This window comes from Butyrivibrio sp. NC2007 (assembly GCF_000421405.1).
Taxonomy (GTDB): domain Bacteria; phylum Bacillota; class Clostridia; order Lachnospirales; family Lachnospiraceae; genus Butyrivibrio.
This window is the reverse complement of record NZ_ATWY01000010.1, coordinates 102,185-128,097: the sequence shown is the minus strand read 5'-3', so window position 1 is coordinate 128,097 and position 25,913 is coordinate 102,185. Positions and strand designations below refer to the sequence as shown.

Genomic DNA, 25,913 nt, shown 5'->3' with positions numbered 1-25,913 from the left:
GAGAAAACAATGAGTAATTACATAATCAGATTAGAAGAAAAGAAAGATTATAGAGAAGTTGAAAATTTAGTAAGAGAATCATTTTGGAACGTGTATCGTCCCGGGTGCAGTGAGCACTATGTAATTCATGTACTTAGAGATGACCCTGCATTTATCCCTGAACTTGACTTTGTTATGGAACAGGATGGGAAGCTGATCGGGCAGAACATGTTCATGAAAACTGTTATTGAGGCAGATGATGGAAGAACTATAGATGTGCTTACCATGGGACCTATAGGAATTACACCGGAATTAAAGAGAAAAGGCTATGGTAAGGCTATCTTGGATTATTCCCTGGAAAAGGCTACAGAGATGGGATTTGGAGCAGTTCTTTTTGAAGGAAATATCGGATTCTACAGTCACTGCGGATTTGACTATGCAAGCAAGTTTGGAATCAGATACCATGATCTTCCGGAGGGTGAAGATGCATCATTTTTCCTGTGCAGAGAGCTGATTCAGGGATATCTTGATGGTATCACAGGGGTGTATCAGACGCCTAAGGGATACTATGTTGAAGACTCAGATGTTGAAGAGTTTGACAAGGCATTCCCACCAAAGGAAAAATTAAAGCTTCCCGGACAGATTTTTGATTGATGACAGGAGAATTAAGATGGAAACAGATAGAATAAGGGTTTATCCTGCCAGCAGAGAGCAGATGGAGAGCAGCATCCTGACAGAAAAGGATGATGAACTTAAGAAGGCATATGGTGAAATGCTTGATGGGTGCCTTGCGCATCCAGACCAGTGGGACTGGTATGCTATGTGGATGATAGAAAAGACAGATGGGACGCACATCGGAGATTTGTGCTTCAAAGGACTTGAGGAAGACAACCCTGAAATCGGATATGGAATTTTAGAAGAGTTTCAGGGAAATGGCTATGCGACAGAGGCTGTTAAGCTGGCATTACAATGGGCATTTGACCACCATGGAATTGTTGCTGTAGAGGCTGAGACAGATCCTGACAATGTTGCGTCTCAGAAAGTCCTGAAGAAATGTGGATTTAAATCCAACGGAAAGATTGGAGAAGAGGGACCAAGATTCATTGTCTACAACGAAGGTAGTAAGTGAAAATAGGCATAATGGAAGGAATAATATTATATGGAAATTAAGCTTGCTGACAAACATAACTTCACACGCGATTCACTGAAAGACTTTCAGCGATATCAGGAAGTGAAGAATGTGTATCGTCTGCATGATGGGAAAATGATATTGGTTTACAACCCTTTCACCGAGGATTGGGATGCTACACGCCGCCTGCAAAAAGCAGAGGATATTCTCAGTGGGAAATATGTGACATACTGTGCGTTTGAGGAAAACTGTGTGGTTGGCGAGATTATGCTGATCCCCCAGCTAAATAAAGGGCGACTCATCATAGATAGCTTTCACGTGTCCACAGATTACCGCCGTCGTGGAATTGGCAGATTCCTGCTTGAAGCTGCCAAACAGGAAGCCCTAAAGAGAGGAGCGTATGCTTTGTATGCATCCTGTTGTTCTTCTGAGGAAACGATAAACTTCTATTCCGCTATGGGTTTCCGTCTCAGTTCTGACCCAATTTCATCTTATGTGGAAGATGAGCCATATGATCTTCAGATGGAATGTATTATATGTGTCTTAAATTGAAGAAAATGCTTTGGCAGAAGTGATGAACGAACAGAAGGAGAGGACAATGGTCATAGGAATTATAGGTGAAAACTGCAGTGGAAAATCCACACTTGCAAATGAAATACAGAGAACAATCGGAGCTGAGGTGATAACAGGTAAAGACTATCTCAGAATGGCCAAGAGCGAGAGTGAAGCAACAGCTCTTTTTAAGGAAAAGCTTAGGAGTGCCATCAACAAGGAAAATATTATTTATATTATAGCTGATCAGGAACACATTGGTTTTCTGCCTGATGGAGCAGTAAAGGTGCTGGTTACAGCTGATATTGATACTATAAAGGAACGTTTTAAGGAGAGAATGCATGGAAACTTGCCGGCACCTGTTGAGCAGATGCTTGAGAGGAAACATGGATTGTTTGATTCTGAAGCTGTGGATTACAGATTTGATGGAGTGAATGGAAATGCGGCGGCTTTGTGCAGGTTGCTTCAAGATAGAATCGCCGTATGAACTACCATCACCGACAACATCGGAAATGGTTTCTACAATACCAAAGCAGTATAGTAAGGCACGTTCACAGTGCCACTACTCCGTCGGGAAAACCCTTCGGCATACTTGCAAATGTTGTTAGATGCGCTTGTGGCGCCGGGAACAAACACCTTGTATATTTTACGTGCCACAGGTTCTTGATTTGTTAGATTCGTGGCGCAACCCTCTATATACAGTTTTCAATGTTCCGATATGTTTTCATTCTAACACAAACATATGTTTGTGTAAAGGCGATTCATCCCACAACCGACTTCATCGGAAGGGGTTTTCTCGTACGTTATTTATAAGAGCTTAAAGGAGACAGCATAAATGAGAAAGCTGTATGAAAAGAACAGGATATTATTTGCGGTTTTGTGCATTGTTTTGTACTGCGTTGTTATGTCGTACTTAAAAGGAAATTTCGGATATCAGAGCATAGCAATGCTGCTCGGCATAACTGCTTTTGCGAATGGAATCATTTTTTTTGTAAAGAGAAATCATCTTGAAAAAGAATGTGGAATAGCCTCGTGGCCTGAGGATACAAAAAGGTTCTTATACTTTATCCCTATGTGGATATTAGCAACCGGAAATCTTTGGGATGGTTTTGCACTGTCTTATCACGGAATTGAGCTTGTTATTGCAGTGCTTTTTATGATCCTGGTTGGCTTTGTGGAAGAGATGCTGTTTAGGGGCTTTCTTTTTTCAGCAATGTTGTCAAAGGAAAGGACAGCAGTAGCTATAATTGTTTCTTCACTTACTTTTGGTATGGGGCACATTATTAACCTTTTTACAGGACAGACAAGCTTTGAAACTATAATTCAGATGATTTTTGCTATCAGCTGGGGATTTATCCTTACATTAGTTTTTTACAAGAGTGGGAGCCTTTTCCCATGCATAATAGCCCACTCAATGATAGATGCCTTTTCTATGTTTGGGGCTGACAACGCACTTGTGGATCAGATCTATGTTGGGGTTACAATTGTTGTAGCAATTGTCTATTGCATTTACCTTGGAAAGATCAAAGAGGATGTAAAAAAGAATGAGAACTGATATTAAATTTTTCCCCGGATCCCGTAAAAGATGCTTATGACCTTCAGTGGCTCTTCTGGCAGGGATTTGACCATGGCTATGACAAAGCAGAATTTGAGCGGGAAGAAGAAATCGTTCCAAGAGTCAGGAAGCATTTTAACAAGAATTTGGGTGTTGCTGCTGTGAATGAAAATGGAGAAATGGTGGCATGTTGTCTGCTATGGTATATGACAGAGACTGACTATGTTTATGTTGAGCCTGTATGCACTATCCCCTCATATAGAGGAAAAGGCGTTGCTAAGGCTGTTATCTTTGAAGCACTGAGCAGAGCAAAAAAGCTTGGAGCAAAAAGAGCTTACGTCATTTCCGATATGGAATTCTATGAGAGGCTCGGCTTTAGAAAGAAGTATCATTATTCATTTTGGTTTAAGAAATGATATAAATCAGTGAAAAACAGCTCCAAATGAGTGTAACCTCGGGGCTGTTTTTTGTTTGGTGTTAAATTGATAATCGTAAAAAGACAAAATAACTTTGATATAGTTGAGGGAGGGAAAGCCATGATGAACAAAGTGGAAATCCCCAGCCACTTATCCTGGATAAAACGCTTTTTTGGTAGTACCCGGAAAAGCATGTACGATAAAGATGACAGCTTTGGAGGCGAACTGGCAGGATACAAAGGGTGGCAGGACGATTTTAGAACTGAAATAAGAAAAGACATAGGGGGAATAAGATGAAAACCATAGGAATTATTGGCGGTATGAGTTGGGAGAGTACTGTTACGTACTACGAGCTCATAAACAAAGAGGTGATAAGACATCTTGGAGGTTTCCACAGCGCCAAGATACTAATGTATAGTGTTGATTTTGCAGAGCTTGAAGAAAATATGAAAAATGGCTACTGGCAAGGGAATGCTGTTATTCTGGCAGATGCTGCAGTAAGACTTGAAAGAGCCGGGGCTGATTTAATAGTAATAGCAACAAATACTATGCATAAGCTTGTTCCGGATATCGAAAAAGAAATAAGCATACCGATTCTTCATATAGCTGATGCTACTGCTGATGCGATAAAGCGCGATGGTATAAAGAAAGTCGGCCTTCTTGGAACCAGGTTTACGATGACCCAGGACTTTATCATAGACAGGCTTGTCAGTGCCGGTCTGGAAGTAGTACTACCTGAGCCAAAAGATATGGAGCTGGTGAATGATGTTATTTTTAATGAGCTCTGTCTTGGAAAGGTGCTGGATCAATCCAGAAAAGAATATCAACGTATTATTCAAGATATGAAAGAAAAAGGTGCCGAGGGCGTGATACTTGGTTGCACTGAGATTGGCATGCTCATAAAGGAAGAAGACAGTGTAATTCCTACCTATGATACGACAATTATTCATGCAACAGCAGCTGCAAATGAGGCACTTGGCTGATGCTATAAAGGAGAAGCAGTATGAATAAATCTAAGGTCAGGAAATTTGTTACACTAGTGATGGTCGCGCTGGTGTTATTTATCGGTTTTGACTATGGCTTTTCGGTGTACTGTTACAACAATGTATTCGGTAAAAGATTAGATACATATGAGCCCACAGCCCTTAAGGTCTCAGATTTTGAAGGACTAAATGCAACTCATTATGAGCTTGAATCAGACAAGGGACAGATGCTTTCCGGATATTTATATAGCACAGATAAAACACCTAAGGGGATAGTTGTCATTGCCCACGGATTTGGGGCAGGTCACAATTTCTATATGGAATCTGCGAACTTTTTTGCCCAGAACGGATACTACGCCTTTGCATATGACGTCACAGGTAATGATGAGAGTGAAGGCAGCGCTATTGGCGGAATCCCACAGGGTGTGATAGATCTTGATAAAGCAATCAGCTTTGTTGAGAATAATGATGATTTCCCCGATGTTCCCATCATGCTATTTGGACATAGTTGGGGAGCATATAGCGCATGCAGTGTTCTTGAGTATCATCCTGAAGTTGCAGCCGTGATCTCTGTATCCGGATGCAACAAGTCATCTGATGTTTTTGAGGTTGGGGCTAAAGAGCAGGCTGGACCATTAACAGCTCTTATGATGCCCTGTATAAGGATTCATGAGCGAATTAAATTCGGAAAGTATGCAAGTGCAACAGCCATGAAGGGATTTAAAGCCAGTGACGCCAGAGTCATGATAGTTCACAGTGAGGATGACAATGTTGTAGGAATATCCTATGGGTACGACATTTACTATGATAAATACAAGGATGATGCCAGGTTTTCTTTTATGAGACTAAAAGACAAGGGTCACAGCTATGTATTTGACGACATGACTTATATTGATGAGTTTAATGTCGGATTTGATAAGTGGCTTGAAACTCTTGACTATGATTATGCTGTCAATGAAAACCGGGATAGGTTCATTTCTGACAAGGCAGACTATATACATAAGAATCTTGACAGGACTAGGTGGAGCAATAAGCTTAATAATGAGATGTTTGGTGAGTTTTTAGAATTCTATGACCATGAAGCTGTCATTCAGACAGGAAGGATTACTGCAGGCTGGATGCAGGTTGTATATGGAATGTAATTGAAGGAGAAACAATTGCAGGATAACTATTTACAAAAAATATCTGACCGGTATCAGGTCAGCCAGATAATGAAAACAAACGAAGAGAGCAAAGAGAATGGACTTGTCCTGTCAGAGGAAGAAGCTACAGCCCTAGTGGAAGCAAAAAGAGACACTTTGAGGGAAGAAAGGCGCGTGGAGTTTGGCGATAGCATAAGTCCAAAACTTATTCGAACGTTCTCGGATTCTTCTTTTATCAACCAGGAGGATTATGCGCAAACTCTTGCGCGTTTGCAGGAAATTTTTTTCCTGTATAAGAATGAATCCATGGACATGGTTTCAGATGATGAACTGCTTGGTATTATGAAAAACGCCTATGAAAACGAGTCCGGTGGTGATTTTGAATATCTTGAAGGAACAGCACTGGAAGGCTTCGCAAGAAGCGTCAGGGCCGGAGAGAACTGGGCTGACAGATATAAGCGTGAAAAACTAAACTTAGGAGACGATTTTGATGAATTATGATCCGGAAGAGCTTATTCCAATAGTTGCGGAATTAACTGATCTATATACCAGAGGCGAGAGTACTTCCGTTACCTATGAGGCAGCGCAGCATCTGATGGAAGCGGTTTTATATTGCATTCATGAAGCTGAGTCTATGAATGCTAATGGTCTGGTAACCTGCCAGCAGGCGTATGCAAGAAGCCTGTATGAAGCAGGATTTCAGGAGGTTGTGGATAAGGTAGAACGTGCCAAGGAAAAGTATAAGGTACTCATATCTTCATTTTCCTCATATGGCAATCGCAATCTGAATGACACTGTTTTAAAAGCTATTCCGGGATTTTTTAAACTTTATTCTCCAAGGTTTTCTCCACAAGAGACGATCATTACGATGGATTATCCTACACCGATCCCTGTTGAAGGTAAGACTGGGATTGATGCAATTGAAGAATATATTGATAAGATTGAAGCTGAGCAGCGCTTTCTCGCAAAGTTTCCACCCGGATATGTTGAGGAGATATTAAGATCCTATACAGCAGATTATAAGGATCAGTTTTTTAATTTGTCAGAAATAGTTTTTAAGTGTAAAACAGACCCAATTGAGTGAATTAAAGGGTCTGTTTTTTATTTGGTGATAATGTAAGGATTGTGGGATGGTGAGCAAACAGACTAGAGTTAGGGAGAATTAATGTGATGGAAAAAACGAATGAGTTTTTTGGAGATGGAAAATTTTATAAAAATGTGCTGGCGATAGCAGTACCTATAATGCTTCAGCAGCTCATACAAAGCATGGTATCACTTATAGATAATTTTATGGTTTCAGGACTTGGTGATATATCAATGTCTGGTGTAAATATTGCAGGTCAGGTGCTTTTTGTGTTTATGGTTTTAATTAACACGATCACCATGACCGGAGGAATATTCCTTACGCAGTTTTTCGGTGCAAAAGACCATGGCGGAATGCAGCAGGCGTTTATGTTTAAACTGCTTGCAGGATTTGTGGCGCTCATTCCATACCTTATGGTGTGCCTTGTATATCCAAGAGAAATCCTGTCACTTATGGTTATTGGAAACACACAGGCGCCTCTTATTCTTGATGAGGCAGTTCCATACATACGAATTATGTCTGTTGTAGGAATTCCAATGTGCATTTCTATGAGCATTGCCAGTTCACTTAGGGATATGGGAAAAGTTAAAACACCTCTTATAGTAACAGTTATTGCTACACTCACAAATACGGTATTCAACTACCTTCTTATCTATGGAAATTTTGGATTCCGTGCACTTGGGGTACGAGGAGCTGCTTATGCAACTGTTATAGCCAGAACACTGGAGTTTGTAATATTTGTATGTATTTATTTTAAAAGCAGACCTGATTTTGCAATTCGCTTTAACAGAGATTTCATGGTAGATGGAAAGCTGTTTAAGGAAATAATAAGAAAAGGCGCTATGATGCTGTTTTGTGAGATGACCTGGGTCCTTTCTGAAACATTAACGACAGCTATCTATAACGGAAGAGGAGGAGCAGATGTGGTTTCAGGTATGGCATCGAGTTTTGCCATAGCTAATCTGTTTTTTGTAGCATTTGGCGGAATCTACTCTGCAACTACTGTAATAATTGGAAAAACCCTTGGTGAGGGAAATCTTGAAAAAGCCCGCAGAGAAAAAACATGGCTGTTATCAGGAGCTATCGTATTTGGGGTTGCCATGACTTTTGTCGGATTTGCTACAACACTTATCATTCCTGTTGTGTTTGGAAAGCTAAGTCCAAGTGCTATTGCAATTTCAAGGAGCATGGTAATACTTATGGCGTTTTTTATGCCTGTATGGGTACTTGTAAACGCACAGCAGGCTATTGCAAGATCTGGCGGCGATACCAAGATGGGCGCATATGCAGATGCTGGAATAACAATAGTAGTCATGCTCCCTATGCTTTTTCTGCTTGCAAGATATACCGATATCGGCCCGGTACAGATGTACCTTTGCGTAAAGCTTCTGGATATTGTCAGGACTCTTATATTCCATTTTTGGCTAAAGAAAGAGCGCTGGCTTAATAATCTTGCAGTGGAGCATCAGTCAGAGCCACTCGTACAGAAGGCTTCATAAAGTATTGGAGGAGAAAATGAATACTATATTGGCAGTAATTGGAATTATTGGCGGTCTTATCTGTGCTGTAGCAGATCTTTTGCTGGATTTAAAAGGACCACAGAATAAGAAACTCGGGAAAATGGGAATAATCGACAGTGAATGGGAAAACATGGCACAGTGGAGGTTTGTATGGTCGGCTATTTTGGCGATGTTTGCAGTACCGATGTACTCCTGTGGATTCATTGCGGTGATGATGACACTCCATAAGGAGCATCCGGTAATTGCAACAGTTCTCACAGTCATATTCCTGATCGGGGCAATGGGTGGATTTATGATTCATACATTCCTCTGCCAGCAGCCAACAATATACAGAAAGATCATAGCAAAAGCTGATGGAAAGCTTGCTGAAGATGTGATCCAGTCAACCTTTAAGCAGATTTATGTACCGTTTTTTGCGCTATATTCAATGTTGATCATCATTCCGGCGATCGCTGTCATAGTGCTTATTATTATGGGCTTTATCCATGCTCCAATATGGTGCGTGATATTAAATCCGGTAGTTTTCCAGCTCGTTGGTTTTTTGTTCAGGGCGACTAAACTGGATATCTTTATTGATGCACCAAGCTGTTGCGCAGCAAGTCTGGGACTTGCTTCATATGGATTATTAGCACTACTCTGCGTATAATCTTTATATATAGATGAACAAGGAGCACATGAAATGAAGCTGTTTTTACTTGAAGATGATGACGCAATTGGAATGGGGCTTAAGTACTCTCTGGAAAAAGAGGGCTATGATGTTGTCCATATGAAGACCAAGGCAGAAGCGCAAGACGCCTTTAGCACAAATACATATGATATATGCATCCTGGATATCAATCTTCCGGATGGAAATGGCTATGATGTCTGCAAATTCATCAAAGAAAAAGAGGATGTTCCGGTAATCTTTCTGACAGCAAGCGATGCAGAAGTAAACGTGGTCATGGGCCTTGAGATGGGTGCAGATGATTATGTGTGCAAGCCCTTCAGGATCAATGAGCTTATGGCCAGGATAAAGACTGTTCTTCGGAGAAGTGGCAAAGGTTTGGCTGATTCCGGAGCGGAGAGAAGTGGGATACTTGAAATAAAAAATGTCCGCATTCATACAAGCGAAGCCAAAGTTGGCTTATTTGATGAGGTGACCGGAAAAGAGGAAATGGTTGAGCTTACTGCATTGGAGTATAGATTGCTTCTTGCATTTTACAATAACAGGGGCGTTGTTATGTCTAGGAACCAGCTTCTTGAAGAGATGTGGGATGTAAGCGGAGATTTTGTCAATGATAATACTCTTACTGTCTACATCAAAAGACTTAGGGATAAGATAGAAAAAGACCCGGCTAAACCTCAGATCATTAAAACGGTCAGGGGACTTGGGTATATACTTGAAAAGTAACTAAAGTTTGCATGATTGGGGAATTGCAGAATGTTTAGAAATAAGGAATTCAAGTTTATGTTTATTACGGCAGCTGTATTTACAGCTGCTCTTTCTGTATGTGGATATGCTATTTGTGGCATGGCTGCATTTTTTCTGATATTGATACTGGGAATAATCATTACAACAGGCTTTGTAATAATAATAAGGCGAAGATATGCTGCCATCGACCGTCTGAACTCTTATCTGGTAAGAGTTCTTGCAGGAGATGAGGCTCCCGGTATTCTTGATCAGGAAGAGGGTGAGCTATCACTCCTTAAGACAAATATATACAAGGCAACATCTACTCTTAATTATCAAAAAGATCTTTTGTCAAAAGACAAGTTGGCTCTGTCAAATGCTATAGCAGATATAAGCCATCAGCTTAAAACACCTTTGACATCCATGATCGTCATGAATGATCTTTTAAAGACAGAGGATGATGAAGGGAAGCAAATGGAGTTTCTTAAGACACAGTCAAATCAGTTGGACAGAATGAGCTGGCTGATCCAGACGCTTCTGAAATTATCCAAGATTGATGCAGGTACCATAACCATGAAGCCTGAAGATATACAGGCAGAGCAGCTGATTAAGGAAGTTATAAAACCTTTTGAAATTCAGATGGAACTGAAAAATATAAAACGCACAAGGCATATTTCTGATATTTCTTTTAGCTGTGACAAGAACTGGACTATAGAAGCACTTCAAAATATTGTGAAAAACTGCATAGAGCATATGGAGAGTGGCGATGAGCTGTCAATAAGTACATCCGACACCAACATCTACAAGGAGATCACAATTGAAGATACCGGCTGCGGAATAGCAGAAGAAGACCTTCCGCACATTTTTGAAAGGTTCTATAAGGGCAAAAATGCCGGGAAGGACAGCGTGGGTATAGGGCTTGCTCTTTCAAAGACAATCATTACAAGCCAGCATGGTGACATAATTGTGGAGAGCACTGAAGGTGTGGGGACCAGATTCTCTGTTCGTTTCTATAAGACGATCATTTAAGACAAGTTTCAAAAAACTGCAATATTACAAAAATGTAATTAAAAAGTCACGGGATTGTAAGCCTATAAAACTAAACTTTTCTTAGACGATGAAAATATGTTTAAGAAGGGAGACAAAACGAAAATGAACATTTTGGAAATCAGAAACCTTTGCAAAGTTTATGGAACAGGAGAGACAAGAGTTGATGCTCTGAAAGATGTCTCTTTCGATATAGAGCAGGGAGAGTTTGTTGCAATAGTTGGTCCTTCCGGCTCGGGAAAGTCAACACTGCTCCATATCCTGGGCGGAGTAGATGTTCCTACATCGGGAAGCTGCAATATAGCAGGAACCGACATCGGAAAACTCGATGAAACAAAGCTTGCGATCTTTCGCAGAAGAAACATAGGACTTATATATCAGTTTTACAACCTTATTCCAATCCTGAACGTGGAAGAAAATATGACACTTCCTATCTTGCTGGATGGGAAAAAGCCTGATAAAAAGCTCCTTAATGACCTTGTCGAAAAGCTTGGATTAAAAGATAGATTATCGCATCTTCCCAATCAGCTCTCCGGCGGTCAGCAGCAGAGAGTATCAATAGGAAGGGCGCTTATGAACCATCCGGCTCTGCTTCTTGCGGACGAGCCTACAGGAAACCTGGATTCTGAGAACAGTAAGGAAATCATATCTCTGCTTCGAAAGTTCAATAAGGAAAACAACCAGACGGTCATTATCATCACACATGATGAAAAGATCGCGCTTTCTGCAGACAGAGTTATCACCATTGAGGATGGCCGGATAACAAGGGATTCCAAGAAAGAAGGGGTGATGGCATCATGAACATTGTATCAACCCTGACACTTAGACACCTTCTTGGAAACAAGAAAAGATCAATTGTAACAATACTTGGAATTGTAGCATCAACGGCACTTATAAGCGCAATTATTTTGGGCGTGTTTTCTTTCTTTAAGTTTTTTGGCTATTTATCCATACAGTCTGATGGAAATGCACAGGCTCAGTTTAGTGAGATCACGTATGAGCAGTATCTGTCACTGTCAGATGATGACAGGATTGACAGTGTTGGCCTGTGTGATATACAGGAACAGATAACCGGTGTGAGGCTTAATTGTGGCAAAGAAGAGCGCTTTAGCATTGGAAATATCGAGCATGTGGATTCTGATTATATGTCAATGAGGGTGGTATCAGACTATGATGGGGTTCTTCCAAAGGATGCATCCGAGATAGCAGTTGAAGAGCAGTTCCTTATTGATAACGGCCTGGAAAATCTTAAAATCGGGGATATCCTTACCTTTGAACAGGGATACAGATATATTTACGATGAGGATGGCCAATTAGTATATATTGGAGGAAATTACAGGTCAGATGAACAGTTCAAGGCGCAGTCAACCGAGACCTGCACTGTGACAGCAATTCTTCACGGCAACAAGCCTACCCAAAGCTGGGATATTCTAAGGGGCCTGGATGAAGGTTATTTTCCTGATACCGAAAAATCCCAGGTAATCATATCGCTGAAAAACTGTGATCGCACAGCACTTAAGCAGCTTAAGAGCATCGTCGCAGACTATGGGATCGAAAAGTACGATTTTAATACAGAGTATCTCCTTAGCTGCTTTGCTTTTGAGGGAAGCGGAGGCTCATACAGATCATTTTTCGTAATGATGGCTGTTGCACTTGCAATCGTAATTGCTACATCGGTCATCCTGATATTTAATTCTATAGGAATGTCTCTTACAGAGAGAATGCGTTATCTGGGAATGCTTGCCAGTGTCGGAGCTACAGCAAGGCAAAAGAAATCCTCGATTTATTTTGAAGGGATTATTCTGGGAATCATCGGAATCCCTTTGGGACTGCTGTTTGGTTACGTCGGAACTAAGATCACGCTGGCGTTTTTAGGAAGCAAGATCCTTGAAGCAGATATTCTTGTTGGTGCAGAGGGGATGAGGGGGAGCATACCAGTTGTATGTGAGCCTTCTGTAATTGCAGTCATTGTGTTTTTCGCAGCAGTTACAATACTTATTTCGACCTTTGTTCCGGCCATCAGGGCAGCCAAAGTTATGCCTATTGATGCTCTCAGGCAGAGCAATGTGATAAAAGTAAAAGCAAAGAGCCTTCGTGTTAATCCTCTTGTCCGCAAGATATTTGGATATGAAGGAGAGCTTGCTTACAAGAACATAAAAAGAAATGGTGTAAAAGGAAAAGTTATTATCGCTACCATTGCGGTTTCAGTGATTCTGTTCCTTACAATCAACTTTTTCTGTAATGCCGTTGCAAGAGCTAATCAGTATGAAGTTGATATTCCGTATCAGATTGTAGCATCCTGCTCGCTTTCAGAATGCGACAGACTTAGAAGTGAAATAGAAGAGCTTGAGGGCGTTGATGATGTTTACAGCGCCAGCATGATAGAGTTTCTATTCAGAAAAGCCCCTGAGTCACAGGAAGAGCTGGCAAACACAGATATAGCTGATCCAAAGTTCCTTATGCATGGATTTTCAGATCTGAAATTATACGGGATGGATGTGGTCATAGCTGATGATAACGATTTTGACAGGATCCTTGCAGATAATGGGCTTGATAAGGATACATACTATGGCGATACCTTAAAAGGCGTTCTTCTCAATGACTATTTCCGTGAAAAGAAGCCCAGTGAGATCTTTAATGATGAGATAGTGGGGCAGGTTCTTCACTATGATAAGGTGCAGGGAAATCCACCGGCTATAGAGATTGCAGCACTGGTAAAATATGATGAAAATAACAAGATCTTTGATATGACACCTAAGACCAGTATCGCAGTCTATGTGCCTGCCTCAATGTATTATGAAAAGGCGAAAGAAGTACTCTCCGAAGATATGCTTACAATGGATCTGGGAGTTGAAACGTCTAATCCCGGCGAGGTTCACGAAAGAATATATTCTCTTTTGGAAGCTGGCGGATATCACAGCTATTATTGTGCAGACCTTACCGGTGTATTAAAGGCTATGGATACCATCACGCTTATGCTAAAGACAGCTATGTATGGGTTCACTATTCTTCTTACCCTGATAGCTATTGCGAATATAGTTAACACGATCTCAACCGGAGTGCTCCTTAGGAGAAAAGAGTTCGCCATGTACAAATCTGTGGGCCTTGATAATGCAGGATTTAAGAAGATGATAAGGCTTGAAACGCTTCTTTACGGCATTAAAGCCCTTATCTGGGGACTTTCAATATCTCTTTTGCTCAGCTACATCATGTACATGACCTTTGATTCAAATCTGTTCACCTTCAATCCTGACTGGCTCATGTACGGTATAACAATGATCGCGGTATTTGGAATTCTGGGCATCAGTATGGCGCTTAGCATAAACAAGATAAAGGACGATAACATCATAGAAGCTCTTAAGGAAGACGCGGTTTAACAACAGAATAAAAAATAAGTGTAAAACGGACCCAAATCAGTGCATGATTGGGTCTGTTTTTTATTTAATGATAGAGTATTATGGAATGGAGGGTAAAAACTGTAGATATGTATGGAATGAAGGGTATACAGAAATGACTATGAGGGAATTTCTTTTAGGCGCGATAATACTTAGCATATTTGCTATGCTTTTTGAGGGGGTTGTTGTATTTAGAAACCTCAAGAACAAGCTTCATGCATATCTTTTTCTCAACTGCATCACAATGCTGGTCAACAATACCGGATATCTTCTGGAACTTCTTTCAAAAACTGAAGATGGCCATATTGCTGCTCTAAAGTTCTCGTATGCAGGTAGAGCGTTTATTTTATTTTCCATTATTATGGTTTCTGCTGAGCTGTGTCACATTTCGATTCCGAAGCTCCTTGTAAGAGCATTACTTCTAATTGATGTGTTTGTTTATGCCATCATTTTTACATTTCAGAACCATAATCTATACTATTCCAAAATCTGGTACGACAAGACCGGTATGTTTCCGGTTCTTTTGCAGAGAGCCGGTATCGTACATAAGGCGTTTATGCAGTATCAGGCTGTTGTCATTGTGATCGTTTTAGCAATGCTGTTCAGATCCATAAAATATCACAAGGGTAAAATTGCCAAAAGGCGTGCCTTTATCATTATCGGTGGATTCCTCATTGCGTCAATTCTCTATTTGTTCCAGATTGCACATGTTTTCTTTATTACATATTACTTTGACTTAACTGTTTTTGGAAATGTTGCGATCACTATTTCCATGTTCATTGCCATATTCAGATATAACCTTCTTGGGGTCATTGATATGGCCAGAGATTATATTGTGGACAGGTTATCAGAGGGAGTTATTGCTCTTGATGTTGACGACAAGCTTCAGTACTACAATGAGCATGCAAAAGAGCTTTATCCTGATATTACCAAAGACCCAATGAGTGTCGTTAATACCTTAAGAGAAGCAATCATTAAAGGCGATACCATTGAGATTGGCGATAAGTATTACACACCTGAGGAAAAAGAACTTTCGGCAGATGGAGAAGTTATCGGAAAGCTCTATGCACTGGTTGACTCAACAGTACTTAAGCAGAGGGAGTATCAATTAAAATCGGATGCAGCTATTTTGGAAATGGCTACAAACAGCATGAAAGAGCGTCTGAATGCTACAGAGGAGATCCTTCAGCAGGACAGAGCAATGCGCCATGACAGGAGACACTTTGAAGCGCTCATCTTATCTCTGATACAGGACGGAAAAGTGGATGAAGCCAAAAAATGTCTTGAGGAGCGTATGTCTCAGGAGCCTAGGGGAAGCAGAAGCTTTTGTGAGAATACTACTGTCAATGCAGCGCTTATGCACTATGTAGCCATTGCAGAGAGGAATAATATAAGAGTAAAGGTATCTGCCAATATTCCTCATAATGTTGGTGTTGATGAGATGCAACTGGCTATTGCCATTAGCAACTTACTTGAGAATGCGATCCATGCTTGCAACAAGGTCCCTGAAGCAGAGCGTTTCATAGAAGTTTCTGCCAAATATAAGCAGCAGCTTCTTTTGGAGATATCAAATTCCTGTAGTGGGCCGGTTAAGCTTGATGAAGATGGGCATCCGATTGCTTCAGAGGACGGCCATGGAATCGGAACCAGAAGCGTTCTTGACTTTGTGAAGAAGACAGGCAGCAATATCAGATATATAGCTGAAAATGATATTTTTAAAGTACGCATGTTAATTGGATGATGCGAGGAAATCGTTTATGAGAAAAAGTGCTCTGTGTATTTTGGCTATGATCATATGTTTAACTACTCTTTCCGGATGTGAACCAAAAGAGCAGGATGGGAAAACAATCATAACCTTTCAAACCTGGAATCCGGCAGATTACGGACCGGATAGTCCGATATACAAGATCATAGACTCGTTTGAAAAAGAGAATCCCGATATAGAGGTCAAATATGTGTTTACCAGATCAGATGCGTATCAGGAACATATGCGAGTAGAACTGATAGATGGTGATGGACCTGACGTATATGGAATAAGTACCGGTTCTGCCTTTGATACATTCAGGATCTTTGAGGAGGATCTGACTCCTTTTTGTGAAAGAGAATGGGGAGAGAATTGGCAGGATAAATTTCTTGATTCATGTCTTGATCGCGTAAGTGATTCTAAAGGCAAAGTATATGGACTTCCGCTTGGACAGACTTATGCGGGATATATGTGGGCAGATGTAAATATGCTGAGGCAATATGGATGCGAAGTTCCGGTAAACTATCAGGAAATGAAGGAAATCTGCCGTATTCTTCGTGAGAACGGGCAACTTCCCTTGGCGATTGGCGCCAAGGATTCATGGATGAATCTTGATATGTGGATGTCTATTGCAGCAGATTGTGACAGAGATGCTTTATACGATGCAATAGAGGGTAAGGAAAGCTTTGTTTCAGAACCTGTAATTGAGTCCTTTAAGATATGGCAGGACTGCTTTGAGGGCGGAGTGTTCCAGGACAAAGCTATTAAAATGCCAATCTACGATACTGTTAATGACATGTTCCAGCGTGAGGGCAGTATACCCATGTTCACCAACGGATCCTGGGCCATGAACATGTATACTGTAAGCGATGAGAAAACAAGGTCTGTTTTTGATAAAGAGGGTGCAGACCACGATGTTTTCCTGATCGACTGGAATGGCGATGGGAAAAAAGCCCCTGTAACAGCAAATCCCGATGTGGTCCTTTGCATGAACCCTGAGTCAACGCAGAAAGAAGCGGCTTTCCGCTTCATGGACTATCTGGTAAATGAAGGACAGGACCTTTTAGTCAATCAATATCTTGAATATATGCCATCCAGAGCTGATATGGAACTAAGCGTCAAGGGGCTTAGCGAGGATGGCCAGAAAAACCTTGAAGTGATAATTGAAAACGGCAAAAACAATGTTGCAGGGCCAAGAGGAATCAAGTATGAAGACCTGAGCCTTGCAGTATGTCATGCGCTTGAGGAGCTTGCAACAGGGAAAATAACTCCTGAAGAAGCCGCCGGTCAGGTTGAGAGAGTATCTAAGGAAACAGTACGATAATGGGGAGCAATGTATGATTAAACATGAACTATATCTTGAAACAGTGAGGCACTTAAAAAGTCAGTCATTTGGTTAAAAATGTGGTATTATTGATATATGGGTTAAAATATTACTTTAAATTGATGATTGATTTGAAGGAGCCATATGGATAATTCTGCAGTAGTGAATACTTTAGATAAAGGTGTAGGTCAGTTTGTCGCTGAAGCAAGCATTGATGTAACTGATGTGACACCTTTATTTGATGCTTCTGAATATCCTGAAGATCAGCGTGAACTTATAAATGAGTGTAATCGAAGGATAGATGAGGCCAACAACAAATATCGAATAGCGAAATTCAGAGAGGATATGTTTGCTAAGGGCTTAAAAGCCGGTATGTATTTCTGTACTTTTGATCGCGACGAGAATCTGCTTAGCTTTGAGTTCAATGATGAGACCAGACAAATGCTTGGATACGACGGAATTGAAGATCTGCCCAATGAGTTCGAGAGCTGGGTTAAGACTCTTGTTCCCGCAGAAAGAGATGGCATTGTCAAGCTGTTCTGGGACTCAGTAAAAATGCACCGTGAACTACCGGACATTACGCATGCCACCTACCGTATGCAAAAGAAAGATGGCAGTATCATATGGGTTACCGGAGCGGGAAGATTTATAAGGCGTCCTGATGACGGCTCTCTTGAAATTTATATGGGATGCTATCGCGATATCACAGCACAACAGGAGAGAGAGGAACATATAAAGATCATTGAGGCTATTGGCAAAGTCTTCAATTTCTCACTGTTTATTGATGTACGGGATATGAGCTATCGCATGATCAGCAGCAATGAATATGTTGATATGGCTCCAAAGGATCCGGATGCTCTGCAGTTCCTTAAAAACAATGTTGATTCATCAGTTGCAGAGAGCTTCCGCAAAGACTTATATGATTGGCTTGATAAGGATAAAATCCTTGCAGCCGTTGAAGAACATGGATCTACTACCATGGAGTTTTACAGCGAAAGCGCAAATCGCTGGTTCAACGGAGTCTTTATGGTGGGAGACAGGAATGAGGACGGAAGTCTGGCTCACCTTGTTTATGGCTGCATGGATACAACGGATAATAAACTGCAGAGTCTGGCCCAGCAGAAGAAGATATCTGAATTTGAAACTGAGATATATGTAGATTCTCTTTCTAAAGTCCGTAACAGAAGATTTTTGGATGAAAAGCTCATCTATGAGCCATGTCATGCAGTGGTTATGGCAGACATCGATTTATTCAAGGAAGTCAATGACACAGCAGGCCACAGAAGTGGTGATGAAGCAATCAAAAAAGTTGCCAGGATTTTGGAACAATCGGTTAGAAAAGACGACGTGGTCATCCGCTACGGCGGTGATGAGTTTATGATGGTATTCTTTGATATCTCCAAGGAGGATCTTGAGAATAAGCTGTCATATCTGAGGTCAGCAGTAAAAGAGATAAGGATTGATAATAACCCTGATGTTAAAATTACCATGAGCTTTGGCGGCGCTTACGGAACAGAGCTGGTAAATAACCTGATTGCAACTGCGGATAAAGCTCTTTATGAATCAAAAAAGAGCAGGGATACATTCACAGTAATTGAGGTTTAAAAGTAAAAAGTTCTTGAAAACAGTTTGCAGTCATATTAGCCTTTTCTTAGGATGTTTTTCCTAAGAAGAGGCTTTTTTTCAGGAGTTTTGTATGAGTAGAGATAAATTGGTGGGGATAAAGGACATAGCAGACAAATGCGGCGTTTCTCCGACTACGGTATCAAATGTTCTAAACAACAAAAATAACGTGGGGAGGCAGACCAGGGACAGGATCCTTGAAGCTGCCAGAGAACTTGGGTATGTCCCCAAAAGAGCTGAAGAGATGGTTCACAAAAGAAAGAAGAATACAGTTGCTATCAACTTCAGTGATTTTGACGCCCAGTTTTACTTTGATGTTCTTCACGGCATAAGTGATTATGCTGTTAAAAAAGATTTCAACCTCCTGATATGTACTAAGGAGAACTTCTCAAAATATGCCGATTCAGACAGTATCTGCGGCTGTATTATCATGGACTGGAGTACGGATGATGCGACAATCCTAAAGATTGCCGACAAAGGAATTCCAATGGTCACACTTGACCGTCAGATGCCCCATAAGCTGATAAAAAACATGGTGACCGGAAACTATGAGAGCGAGAGAACTCTTGTTGAAAAGCTTGTGGATTCGGGCTTTAGGTCTTTTGCCTTTCTGGGTGGTATAGATTCGGATGACAACAGGGAGAGATACAGGGCATTTAGAGACGTATTAAAGGAAAACGATATCTCTTTTAACAGAAATCTCCTATATGAAGGGGACTGGACAGAGAAGAGCGGGGCAGCAGCTGCGAGGCTGATAATGCTGCAACCTAAGATGCCTGAAGTGTTAGTGTGTGCCAACGACCTGATGGCCATAGGTGCCATAAGAAAGTTTCAGGAAAACGGCATAAGAGTTCCCGAAGACATCTCTGTTTGCGGATTTGATGATGTGATAATGTCCAAGTATCTGGGACTTACAACGGTGAGTGTTCCCAACTATGAGAGGGGCTATCTTGCAATGCAGGCACTTGCGGACATAATAGACGGCATGGGGAATTTTGATAATTTCAAGATCGGTGCCAGGGTTAAATGGAGAAAGTCAATTAAGCCGGTGACATGAACAAAATCGAAAGATATTTTGAAAAGCTGAAAACTAAAGATATAATCTGCTGGGGTAATGGAAAGCATTACAGAAATATCACTTATCCTTTTTTGCAAAAAAGTGGTCTGATCAAAAATCTAAAGGGATTTGCAGATGCTTCGGATAAAGAAAAACTGGCACAGATGGACAGGGATAAAACTGTTATTCTGATCGCAGTTACCGGGTATGAGGAGATACTTGGCCAGCTGAAGGCGGATGAGAGGCTTTCTGTGTTCGAAGCTGTTCCGGCAATTTATCTGGAATCTCTTTATGCGGATATGCTTCTTTTATCGGTTAATAAGCCGCCATTGAATTATCGGAAGAAAGACAAGCCGGTTATTCCAAAGCTAATTCACGCAATCTGGTTTTCGGGCGATCCGATGCCGGAGCTTTATCTTAGATGTCTGCAGTCCTGGAAAAAATATGCTCCCGATTATGAGATAAAAATATGGAACATGGAGACTTATAAGCCGGATGGCTGCCTTTTCTTTGAGCAGGCAATAGAGCACAAAAACTGGGCATTTGCATCGGACTATGCAAGAGCAGATCTGCTCTACAGATACGGTGGCATTTATATGGATCTCGATGTTGAGATGCTCCGTCCTGTTGATGATCTGCTATACAACGATGCATATATGAGTTTCGAATCTCTGGACCGAATAGAATGCGGCTCTGGAATGGGCTCAAGGCCCGGGCATCCGATCATTAAGGAGATCTGTGAGAGCTATGAAAAGCGCCCCTACCTTAAGGAAGATGGAACCTGGGATAATTCCACCTGCCCGGTGCGTTACACTCAGGTAATAGAAAAGCATGGTCTGAAAAAAGACGGAGGCTTTCAGTTTGTAGAGGACATCACGGTTTATCCCTTCGAGGTGCTGACCGGAAAAAGCTTTGACACTGGGATTATCTACAGTTCGGACCTTAGCTATACTGTGCATCATCACAACGGAAGCTGGATTCCGGATCCTGCACATAAGGCGATGAATGAGCGATATAATAAGATTCAAGGGTTTCTTGAATCATTGAAATGAAGAATGAGGCAAAATGAGTACATCAGAAAAAGTTCTGTTTATACTTGAATCCAACAAAACTAAATACACTTCCGGAGAAGAGATAGCCGGTGAGTGCGGCGTTTCAAGAAATGCAATCTGGAAAGCCATAAAAGATCTTAGAGAAAAAGGCTATTGCATTGAGGCAGTCAGCAATAAAGGATATAAGCTTACCGGGAACAACGATATTATATCCGCTGAGGGTATAAAAGCCTCTTTGTCCATGGATTATGATAAGGCGGATATATACGTCTACGACAGCCTTGTATCCACAAGTGATAAGGCAAAAGAGCTTGCGGTGAACGGAGCATCTCACGGAACAGTCATAGTTGCTGCGACCCAGACAGGTGGCAGAGGCAGGAAGGACCATACTTTCTTTTCGCCAGAAGGAGGGCTCTATATGAGCATTGTCCTAAGGCCTGATTTTTTGTTCAGTACTGACTATAAAGAAGTTACATCTTTTGTCGGAAACTCCGTGATAAGCGCTATTAAAGAACTGACCGGCATAGAGTCTTATATTGACGGGATCAATGATCTGTATGTCGATGGTAAAAAGATATGCGGAATCCTTCTTGAGTCAGGAAGTGAGTTTGACAGTGGAACTCTCCAGTGGATTGTAGCAGGAATAGGAATAAACTTTGACTCGGATATAAACAGCTTCCCTGAGGATGTGAAGACAAGAGCATCCAGCCTTTTTGATAGTGGCAAAGCCACTATTACCAAAAATAAGCTGATAGCGAGAATAATTGAGAAAATATTGGATTTCTAAACAATGGTAATACTGATGTGCCTACGGAACAACCTTATTTCTCATAGAGATGTTTGATTGTCAACTTATATAGCGTGTTAGGTTGACAATCTTTTTTGCGTGTGTTACCTTCATTTAGGTATTTATTGCAAATATTTGTTGGAGGATTTGACATCATGAGTAGTGCAAACGCAGTAAAGGCAAGAGATAATTCAAAGGTTTTGGATCTGGTATATATTGCAATCGGAGCAGCACTTATAGCTATATGTTCCTGGATCAGTATTCCTACAGCAGTACCATTTACGCTTCAGACATTCGCAGTATTCTTTGTTCTGCTGGCACTGGGCGGAGAGAGAGGAACACTTGCAACACTTGTTTACGTACTCCTTGGAGCGGTCGGAGTTCCTGTATTTGCAGGCTTTTCCGGAGGAATAGGAGTTCTTCTCGGAAATACAGGCGGATATATTATCGGCTTCTTATTTACAGGTCTTATATACATTCTTTTTACTAAGTTTTTTAAGAAGAACATCGTTATGAAGGTAGTAGCGCTGGTTATTGGACTTGCAGTATGCTACGCATTTGGAACAGCATGGTTTATGCATGTCTATATGAAGAGCAGCGGAGAAGTAGGACTTCTTACAGTACTCGGATGGTGTGTATTCCCGTTCATCATTCCCGACCTTCTCAAGCTGGCTTTGGCTGTAGTAATTTCAAAGAGAATTGAACCTGTAATAAAATAATTTTAAGATTTTTCTTGAAAACAATTTTTAATCATATTAGCCTTTTCTTAGGACGTCCGAATCTTACCTAAGAGGAGGCTTTTTTGATGAATAGAGAACAGTTTCATGAGTTTATCGCTGACAGCACCGATAATGAGAGCAATATATGCCAGATCTATGCGATCAAAGATGGGAAAGCTACTTATGACGATTGCTGGCACGGTTTTAAGACCGAAGATGCCATGAATGTCAACTCGGTCACCAAAGGCATTATGGCGCTGCTTGCGGGAATTGCACTGGATAAGGGATGTATCAAAGACGTGGATCAGAAGGTGATGGATTTTTTTCCTGACTATACTGTTAAGCGCGGGGAGAAGACAATCTATGATGTGACGATAAGGCATCTGCTTACGATGACAGCTCCATATAAAGGAAAGTCAGAGCCCTGGAAAAAGGTATGCACATCTCAGGACTTCACGCTTGCGATTCTGGATAACCTCGGAGGCCGTGGTGGTATCACAGGAGAGTTTCGGTACGCGACTCTTGGAATCCAGATTCTGGCCGGTATTATCGAAAGAGCTACCGGAGAGAAGTGCATCGATTTTGCAAACAGAGAGCTCTTTTCCCCATTGGGACTTCCTTGCAGGATCCCTCACGGAGACAGCTCCAAGGAAGACCAGTTTGATTTCTTTATGAACAAGAATCCCAGGAAATATGAGTGGTACACAGATCCTAAGGGGTGCGTTACAGCAGGCTGGGGACTATGTATGTCGGCAAAAGACATGGCGGTGATCGGAGAGCTTGTCCTTGAGAACGGCTCTTTTAACGGCAAACGGATTATCTCCGAGGAGTACCTGAAAGATATGCTGACGCCACATCTTAAACTCGGCGAGAGAATGGGATATATGAGCTATGGATATCTCTGGTACAAACCATATGACGACAGAGAAGTATACGCAGCTATCGGAGATAGTGGAAACATTATCTATGTAAGTAAGGAGGATAATGTATCAGTGGGTATAACAGGTACGTTCAAGCCTCGGATTTTTGACAGGGTAGAGTTTATAGAAAAGAAGGTACTACCACTTTTGTAACAGGAGTTCATGTATGAGTTGTAAGGTCACAGTTATTGGTGCAGCCATAGTAGATATATTCGCTGGTGCAGTAGATAAAGAGATTTTCACAAAGGGATCAGTGCCTGCCCGGGACATAGGAATGTCCTGTGGCGGGGATGCTCTTAATGAGGCAGTTGTATTATCGGAACTTGGGACCGATGTTGAGATCATATCTCTTTTAGGAGAAGATGAAGCCGGCGGGATTGTGAAAAAGTGTCTTGATAGAAACATGGTTGATACACGGAAGATAACTACCAGCGCAGACATTCCGACAGCAACTAATATTGTGCTTGTGGACGGCGATGGTGAGAGATACTTCATCACTAATCCTGAGAGTACATTAAGGAAACTATCCAAGGAGCATATTCTTTCACATCTTGAAGATGCAGGAGATATTGTGAGTTTTGCCAGCATCTTTGTATCGCCCAAGCTTACCGTAAGTGACATGGGAAAGGTGTTTGAAAGAATCAAACAAGCTCCGGGGCGTATACTTGTGGCTGACATGACAACAGCCAAGAATGGTGAGACGATAAAAGACCTTGAACCGATCCTTAAGTATATCGATTATATAATTCCAAATGAGAAGGAAGCATCGATCTTAACCGGCGAGAGTGACCCTGTAAAAAGTGCAGAGCTATTTCTTGAGCACGGAGCAAATACCGTGATCATCAAATGCGGGAAAGAGGGATGCTACTACAAAAATGCTTCCGAAGAAGGCCACATCCCGGCTTACCCTGATGTGAAAGCTGTCGATACCACCGGCGCAGGAGACAGCTTCGTTGCCGGATTCATCCATGGCCTTTCAAAAGGTCTTTGCCTGCAGGAGGCTTGCAAGTATGGATGTGCTGTGTCATCTGTTGTGGTAGAACATATGGGAACACAGGGCATAGCTGAAATTAGTTATGAAGCAAAGCGAAGGTATCAATTCTATGGCTGTTCAAACTAACGATCAAAAGGATGTACATACAAATATGAATCCAATAAAGAAATATATAGCTGAACAAGATGAAACGATTCGTCCTCGTTTGGAAGACGTTTACAAAGTAATCAGTGATGCAATGCCAAATGCAGAAGAACGCATATCGTGGGGAATGCCGACTTTTTGGAAAGGAAGAAATATTATCCATTTTGCCGCTGCCAAAAAGCATATTGGATTGTATCCAGGGCCTGAAGCTATTGAGTTTTTTGCTGATCGATTGCAGGACTATAAAACAAGTAAGGGCGCTATACAATTGCCTAATAATAAAGAACTGCCGCTTGATCTTATAAAAGACTTATCAAGATGGTGCTATGAGAGAAATATGAATTCTCATAAATGACTTACAGCGCACTTTCTATGCGAGGAAGTGAAACTCCCAGTTTACGGGCATCTTCGCAGATCTCTCTTACACTGTAGCCTACGGTATACTTGTTGAAAGCTACGGCGCTATATGCTGGTGTACCGGGCTTATACATGGTGCGCATCATTATAGAAGCGATAATATCTGCAGGGAGTATACTCATGGCTCTGACAGGCAGATCCGGAGAGATGTTCTTGGCCTTGAGATATGGGATCATGTCTTTTACGTTTCGCATCATACTTGCAAGGCCATCTTTAGATGTGATCACAGCTTCAAAACTGCCGCGCTTTAAAACCTCTGTTTCCATGGCGGCGTTGAGCACGTAGTGATTCCAGAGAAATGCATTTATATCCTTGTGGACAGATACCTTAAAACCTGCGGACTCAAAGAGCTCTTTTACCATCTGCTCCCTACTTGAGAGGGTATCAGAAGAAGCTCCTATCTGCACGGACCCATATAAGATTCCGTTCAGGACATTATCAGTGATTCCGCCGCCGGCACTGGGGAAGCTGATAACGAACTGATCTTTGGGGAGAATATCGATATTATCCACAGGATTTCCGCCATGGTTTCCCATAAGAAGGATTGTGGAATCACCTGCAAAGTCTTTTACGCTCTCTACAGCATTCGTCACCTGTTCAGGATTTACGCTGATGAGGATCAGATCATACTTCTCATCCGGAGATATTTCATACTTTAAATTGATATTCCTTTTTGTATCTATATTCTTTTTGGTTCTGCCATCATAGGTGTGCAGCTCTATATAGTCAGCGTAAGTGTGACGGCTGCTTTTTCGTACAAAGAAATCTACCGTGTTTCCTGCATTTTGAAACGCCCAGCCATATTGACTACCGATCACGCCTCTTCCTAAAATAAGTATTTTCATGATCAAAACTCCTTTATGAACATTTGTTGATTTATAGACACCTGTGTGTTATCGTCATCATATAGTTGATAAATAGCACCTGCAATAGCTATTGT

General features: G+C 41.4%; 28 protein-coding genes. 27 read left to right on the top strand and 1 reads right to left on the bottom strand.

Features of this window, described 5'->3' with window-relative positions:
- Positions 1 to 9: 9 nt before the first annotated feature.
- The 27 genes from G632_RS0109630 (at position 10) to G632_RS19465 (ending at position 24,911) form a co-directional block, all read left to right on the top strand.
- Positions 10 to 633 (top strand): GNAT family N-acetyltransferase, encoded by a 624-nt coding sequence (locus G632_RS0109630; RefSeq protein ID WP_022768871.1) that lies wholly within the window; start codon positions 10 to 12, stop codon positions 631 to 633.
- A 16-nt stretch (positions 634 to 649) separates the two neighbouring features.
- Positions 650 to 1,108: a GNAT family N-acetyltransferase gene (locus G632_RS19515; protein WP_022768869.1), complete on the top strand. Its 459-nt coding sequence runs from the start codon at positions 650 to 652 to the stop codon at positions 1,106 to 1,108.
- Positions 1,109 to 1,138: 30 nt separating this feature from the next.
- Positions 1,139 to 1,660 (top strand): GNAT family N-acetyltransferase, encoded by a 522-nt coding sequence (locus G632_RS21175; protein ID WP_022768868.1) that lies wholly within the window; start codon positions 1,139 to 1,141, stop codon positions 1,658 to 1,660.
- 22 nt (positions 1,661 to 1,682) lie between these two features.
- Entirely contained in the window at positions 1,683 to 2,147 is a 465-nt protein-coding gene (locus G632_RS0109615) for a hypothetical protein (RefSeq protein ID WP_196802283.1), read from the top strand.
- Positions 2,148 to 2,495: 348 nt separating this feature from the next.
- A complete protein-coding gene (locus tag G632_RS0109610) occupies positions 2,496 to 3,215 on the top strand; it encodes a CPBP family intramembrane glutamic endopeptidase (RefSeq protein ID WP_022768865.1) in 720 nt (239 codons plus the stop codon).
- The gene (locus tag G632_RS21745; protein ID WP_081647121.1) at positions 3,212 to 3,631 is read left to right on the top strand and encodes a GNAT family N-acetyltransferase; all 420 of its coding nucleotides are present in this window, start codon (positions 3,212 to 3,214) and stop codon (positions 3,629 to 3,631) included. Before G632_RS0109610 ends, G632_RS21745 begins: the two co-directional genes overlap by 4 nt.
- A gap of 120 nt (positions 3,632 to 3,751) precedes the next feature.
- Complete coding sequence (locus G632_RS21980) at positions 3,752 to 3,928, top strand: hypothetical protein (RefSeq protein ID WP_022768862.1); 177 nt, start codon at positions 3,752 to 3,754, stop codon at positions 3,926 to 3,928.
- Positions 3,925 to 4,614, top strand: coding sequence for an aspartate/glutamate racemase family protein (locus G632_RS0109595; RefSeq protein ID WP_022768861.1), 690 nt, complete (start codon positions 3,925 to 3,927; stop codon positions 4,612 to 4,614). Before G632_RS21980 ends, G632_RS0109595 begins: the two co-directional genes overlap by 4 nt.
- A 20-nt stretch (positions 4,615 to 4,634) precedes the next feature.
- Positions 4,635 to 5,756 (top strand): alpha/beta hydrolase, encoded by a 1,122-nt coding sequence (locus G632_RS19500; protein WP_022768859.1) that lies wholly within the window; start codon positions 4,635 to 4,637, stop codon positions 5,754 to 5,756.
- Between the two features lie 15 nt (positions 5,757 to 5,771).
- Positions 5,772 to 6,257 carry a DUF6323 family protein gene (locus tag G632_RS19495; RefSeq protein WP_022768858.1) on the top strand — a complete coding sequence of 162 codons (486 nt, stop codon included), beginning with the start codon at positions 5,772 to 5,774 and terminating at the stop codon, positions 6,255 to 6,257.
- Positions 6,247 to 6,840 (top strand): DUF6179 domain-containing protein, encoded by a 594-nt coding sequence (locus G632_RS19490; protein WP_051154921.1) that lies wholly within the window; start codon positions 6,247 to 6,249, stop codon positions 6,838 to 6,840. Before G632_RS19495 ends, G632_RS19490 begins: the two co-directional genes overlap by 11 nt.
- An 86-nt stretch (positions 6,841 to 6,926) precedes the next feature.
- Positions 6,927 to 8,339 (top strand): MATE family efflux transporter, encoded by a 1,413-nt coding sequence (locus G632_RS0109575; RefSeq protein WP_022768856.1) that lies wholly within the window; start codon positions 6,927 to 6,929, stop codon positions 8,337 to 8,339.
- A gap of 16 nt (positions 8,340 to 8,355) precedes the next feature.
- Positions 8,356 to 9,006, top strand: coding sequence for a DUF6796 family protein (locus G632_RS0109570; RefSeq protein ID WP_022768855.1), 651 nt, complete (start codon positions 8,356 to 8,358; stop codon positions 9,004 to 9,006).
- 33 nt (positions 9,007 to 9,039) lie between these two features.
- Positions 9,040 to 9,750: a response regulator transcription factor gene (locus G632_RS0109565; protein WP_022768853.1), complete on the top strand. Its 711-nt coding sequence runs from the start codon at positions 9,040 to 9,042 to the stop codon at positions 9,748 to 9,750.
- Positions 9,751 to 9,780: 30 nt separating this feature from the next.
- Complete coding sequence (locus G632_RS0109560) at positions 9,781 to 10,779, top strand: sensor histidine kinase (protein WP_026512517.1); 999 nt, start codon at positions 9,781 to 9,783, stop codon at positions 10,777 to 10,779.
- A 123-nt stretch (positions 10,780 to 10,902) separates the two neighbouring features.
- Positions 10,903 to 11,598, top strand: coding sequence for an ABC transporter ATP-binding protein (locus G632_RS0109555; protein ID WP_022768851.1), 696 nt, complete (start codon positions 10,903 to 10,905; stop codon positions 11,596 to 11,598).
- Complete coding sequence (locus G632_RS0109550; RefSeq protein WP_022768849.1) at positions 11,595 to 14,174, top strand: ABC transporter permease; 2,580 nt, start codon at positions 11,595 to 11,597, stop codon at positions 14,172 to 14,174. Before G632_RS0109555 ends, G632_RS0109550 begins: the two co-directional genes overlap by 4 nt.
- Positions 14,175 to 14,307: 133 nt before the next feature.
- Positions 14,308 to 15,933: a histidine kinase N-terminal 7TM domain-containing protein gene (locus G632_RS21165; protein WP_196802282.1), complete on the top strand. Its 1,626-nt coding sequence runs from the start codon at positions 14,308 to 14,310 to the stop codon at positions 15,931 to 15,933.
- A gap of 16 nt (positions 15,934 to 15,949) precedes the next feature.
- Entirely contained in the window at positions 15,950 to 17,260 is a 1,311-nt protein-coding gene (locus tag G632_RS0109540; protein ID WP_022768847.1) for an ABC transporter substrate-binding protein, read from the top strand.
- Between the two features lie 144 nt (positions 17,261 to 17,404).
- Entirely contained in the window at positions 17,405 to 18,865 is a 1,461-nt protein-coding gene (locus G632_RS21160) for a sensor domain-containing diguanylate cyclase (protein ID WP_022768845.1), read from the top strand.
- Between the two features lie 91 nt (positions 18,866 to 18,956).
- Positions 18,957 to 19,940 carry a LacI family DNA-binding transcriptional regulator gene (locus G632_RS0109530; protein WP_022768844.1) on the top strand — a complete coding sequence of 328 codons (984 nt, stop codon included), beginning with the start codon at positions 18,957 to 18,959 and terminating at the stop codon, positions 19,938 to 19,940.
- Positions 19,937 to 20,992 carry a glycosyltransferase family 32 protein gene (locus G632_RS21155; protein WP_022768842.1) on the top strand — a complete coding sequence of 352 codons (1,056 nt, stop codon included), beginning with the start codon at positions 19,937 to 19,939 and terminating at the stop codon, positions 20,990 to 20,992. The genes G632_RS0109530 and G632_RS21155 overlap by 4 nt, the downstream gene beginning before the upstream one ends.
- Positions 20,993 to 21,005: 13 nt before the next feature.
- A complete protein-coding gene (locus tag G632_RS0109520; RefSeq protein ID WP_022768841.1) occupies positions 21,006 to 21,779 on the top strand; it encodes a biotin--[acetyl-CoA-carboxylase] ligase in 774 nt (257 codons plus the stop codon).
- A gap of 155 nt (positions 21,780 to 21,934) precedes the next feature.
- The gene (locus G632_RS0109515; RefSeq protein ID WP_022768840.1) at positions 21,935 to 22,498 is read left to right on the top strand and encodes a biotin transporter BioY; all 564 of its coding nucleotides are present in this window, start codon (positions 21,935 to 21,937) and stop codon (positions 22,496 to 22,498) included.
- Between the two features lie 86 nt (positions 22,499 to 22,584).
- Complete coding sequence (locus G632_RS0109510; protein WP_022768838.1) at positions 22,585 to 23,571, top strand: serine hydrolase domain-containing protein; 987 nt, start codon at positions 22,585 to 22,587, stop codon at positions 23,569 to 23,571.
- 13 nt (positions 23,572 to 23,584) lie between these two features.
- Positions 23,585 to 24,538: a carbohydrate kinase family protein gene (locus G632_RS19470; RefSeq protein ID WP_022768837.1), complete on the top strand. Its 954-nt coding sequence runs from the start codon at positions 23,585 to 23,587 to the stop codon at positions 24,536 to 24,538.
- Positions 24,522 to 24,911, top strand: a complete 390-nt coding sequence (locus G632_RS19465) for an iron chaperone (RefSeq protein WP_022768836.1) — start codon at positions 24,522 to 24,524, stop codon at positions 24,909 to 24,911. Before G632_RS19470 ends, G632_RS19465 begins: the two co-directional genes overlap by 17 nt.
- A gap of 1 nt (position 24,912) precedes the next feature.
- On the opposite strand, the gene G632_RS0109495 is transcribed toward G632_RS19465, so the two are convergent.
- The gene (locus tag G632_RS0109495) at positions 24,913 to 25,818 is read right to left on the bottom strand and encodes a ketopantoate reductase family protein (RefSeq protein WP_022768834.1); all 906 of its coding nucleotides are present in this window, start codon (positions 25,816 to 25,818) and stop codon (positions 24,913 to 24,915) included.
- Positions 25,819 to 25,913: the final 95 nt, after the last annotated feature.

Bases quoted from the DNA above. Each gene is read 5' to 3' on its own strand.
- G632_RS0109630 (WP_022768871.1), top strand. From the start codon at position 10: ATGAGTAATTACATAATCAGATTAGAAGAAAAGAAAGATTATAGAGAA.
- G632_RS19515 (WP_022768869.1), top strand. From the start codon at position 650: ATGGAAACAGATAGAATAAGGGTTTATCCTGCCAGCAGAGAGCAGATG.
- G632_RS21175 (WP_022768868.1), top strand. From the start codon at position 1,139: ATGGAAATTAAGCTTGCTGACAAACATAACTTCACACGCGATTCACTG.
- G632_RS0109615 (WP_196802283.1), top strand. From the start codon at position 1,683: ATGAACGAACAGAAGGAGAGGACAATGGTCATAGGAATTATAGGTGAA.
- G632_RS0109610 (WP_022768865.1), top strand. From the start codon at position 2,496: ATGAGAAAGCTGTATGAAAAGAACAGGATATTATTTGCGGTTTTGTGC.
- G632_RS21980 (WP_022768862.1), top strand. From the start codon at position 3,752: ATGATGAACAAAGTGGAAATCCCCAGCCACTTATCCTGGATAAAACGC.
- G632_RS0109595 (WP_022768861.1), top strand. From the start codon at position 3,925: ATGAAAACCATAGGAATTATTGGCGGTATGAGTTGGGAGAGTACTGTT.
- G632_RS19500 (WP_022768859.1), top strand. From the start codon at position 4,635: ATGAATAAATCTAAGGTCAGGAAATTTGTTACACTAGTGATGGTCGCG.
- G632_RS19490 (WP_051154921.1), top strand. From the start codon at position 6,247: ATGAATTATGATCCGGAAGAGCTTATTCCAATAGTTGCGGAATTAACT.
- G632_RS0109575 (WP_022768856.1), top strand. From the start codon at position 6,927: ATGGAAAAAACGAATGAGTTTTTTGGAGATGGAAAATTTTATAAAAAT.
- G632_RS0109570 (WP_022768855.1), top strand. From the start codon at position 8,356: ATGAATACTATATTGGCAGTAATTGGAATTATTGGCGGTCTTATCTGT.
- G632_RS0109565 (WP_022768853.1), top strand. From the start codon at position 9,040: ATGAAGCTGTTTTTACTTGAAGATGATGACGCAATTGGAATGGGGCTT.
- G632_RS0109560 (WP_026512517.1), top strand. From the start codon at position 9,781: ATGTTTAGAAATAAGGAATTCAAGTTTATGTTTATTACGGCAGCTGTA.
- G632_RS0109555 (WP_022768851.1), top strand. From the start codon at position 10,903: ATGAACATTTTGGAAATCAGAAACCTTTGCAAAGTTTATGGAACAGGA.
- G632_RS0109550 (WP_022768849.1), top strand. From the start codon at position 11,595: ATGAACATTGTATCAACCCTGACACTTAGACACCTTCTTGGAAACAAG.
- G632_RS21165 (WP_196802282.1), top strand. From the start codon at position 14,308: ATGACTATGAGGGAATTTCTTTTAGGCGCGATAATACTTAGCATATTT.
- G632_RS0109540 (WP_022768847.1), top strand. From the start codon at position 15,950: ATGAGAAAAAGTGCTCTGTGTATTTTGGCTATGATCATATGTTTAACT.
- G632_RS21160 (WP_022768845.1), top strand. From the start codon at position 17,405: ATGGATAATTCTGCAGTAGTGAATACTTTAGATAAAGGTGTAGGTCAG.
- G632_RS0109530 (WP_022768844.1), top strand. From the start codon at position 18,957: ATGAGTAGAGATAAATTGGTGGGGATAAAGGACATAGCAGACAAATGC.
- G632_RS21155 (WP_022768842.1), top strand. From the start codon at position 19,937: ATGAACAAAATCGAAAGATATTTTGAAAAGCTGAAAACTAAAGATATA.
- G632_RS0109520 (WP_022768841.1), top strand. From the start codon at position 21,006: ATGAGTACATCAGAAAAAGTTCTGTTTATACTTGAATCCAACAAAACT.
- G632_RS0109515 (WP_022768840.1), top strand. From the start codon at position 21,935: ATGAGTAGTGCAAACGCAGTAAAGGCAAGAGATAATTCAAAGGTTTTG.
- G632_RS0109510 (WP_022768838.1), top strand. From the start codon at position 22,585: ATGAATAGAGAACAGTTTCATGAGTTTATCGCTGACAGCACCGATAAT.
- G632_RS19470 (WP_022768837.1), top strand. From the start codon at position 23,585: ATGAGTTGTAAGGTCACAGTTATTGGTGCAGCCATAGTAGATATATTC.
- G632_RS19465 (WP_022768836.1), top strand. From the start codon at position 24,522: ATGGCTGTTCAAACTAACGATCAAAAGGATGTACATACAAATATGAAT.
- G632_RS0109495 (WP_022768834.1), bottom strand. From the start codon at position 25,818: ATGAAAATACTTATTTTAGGAAGAGGCGTGATCGGTAGTCAATATGGC.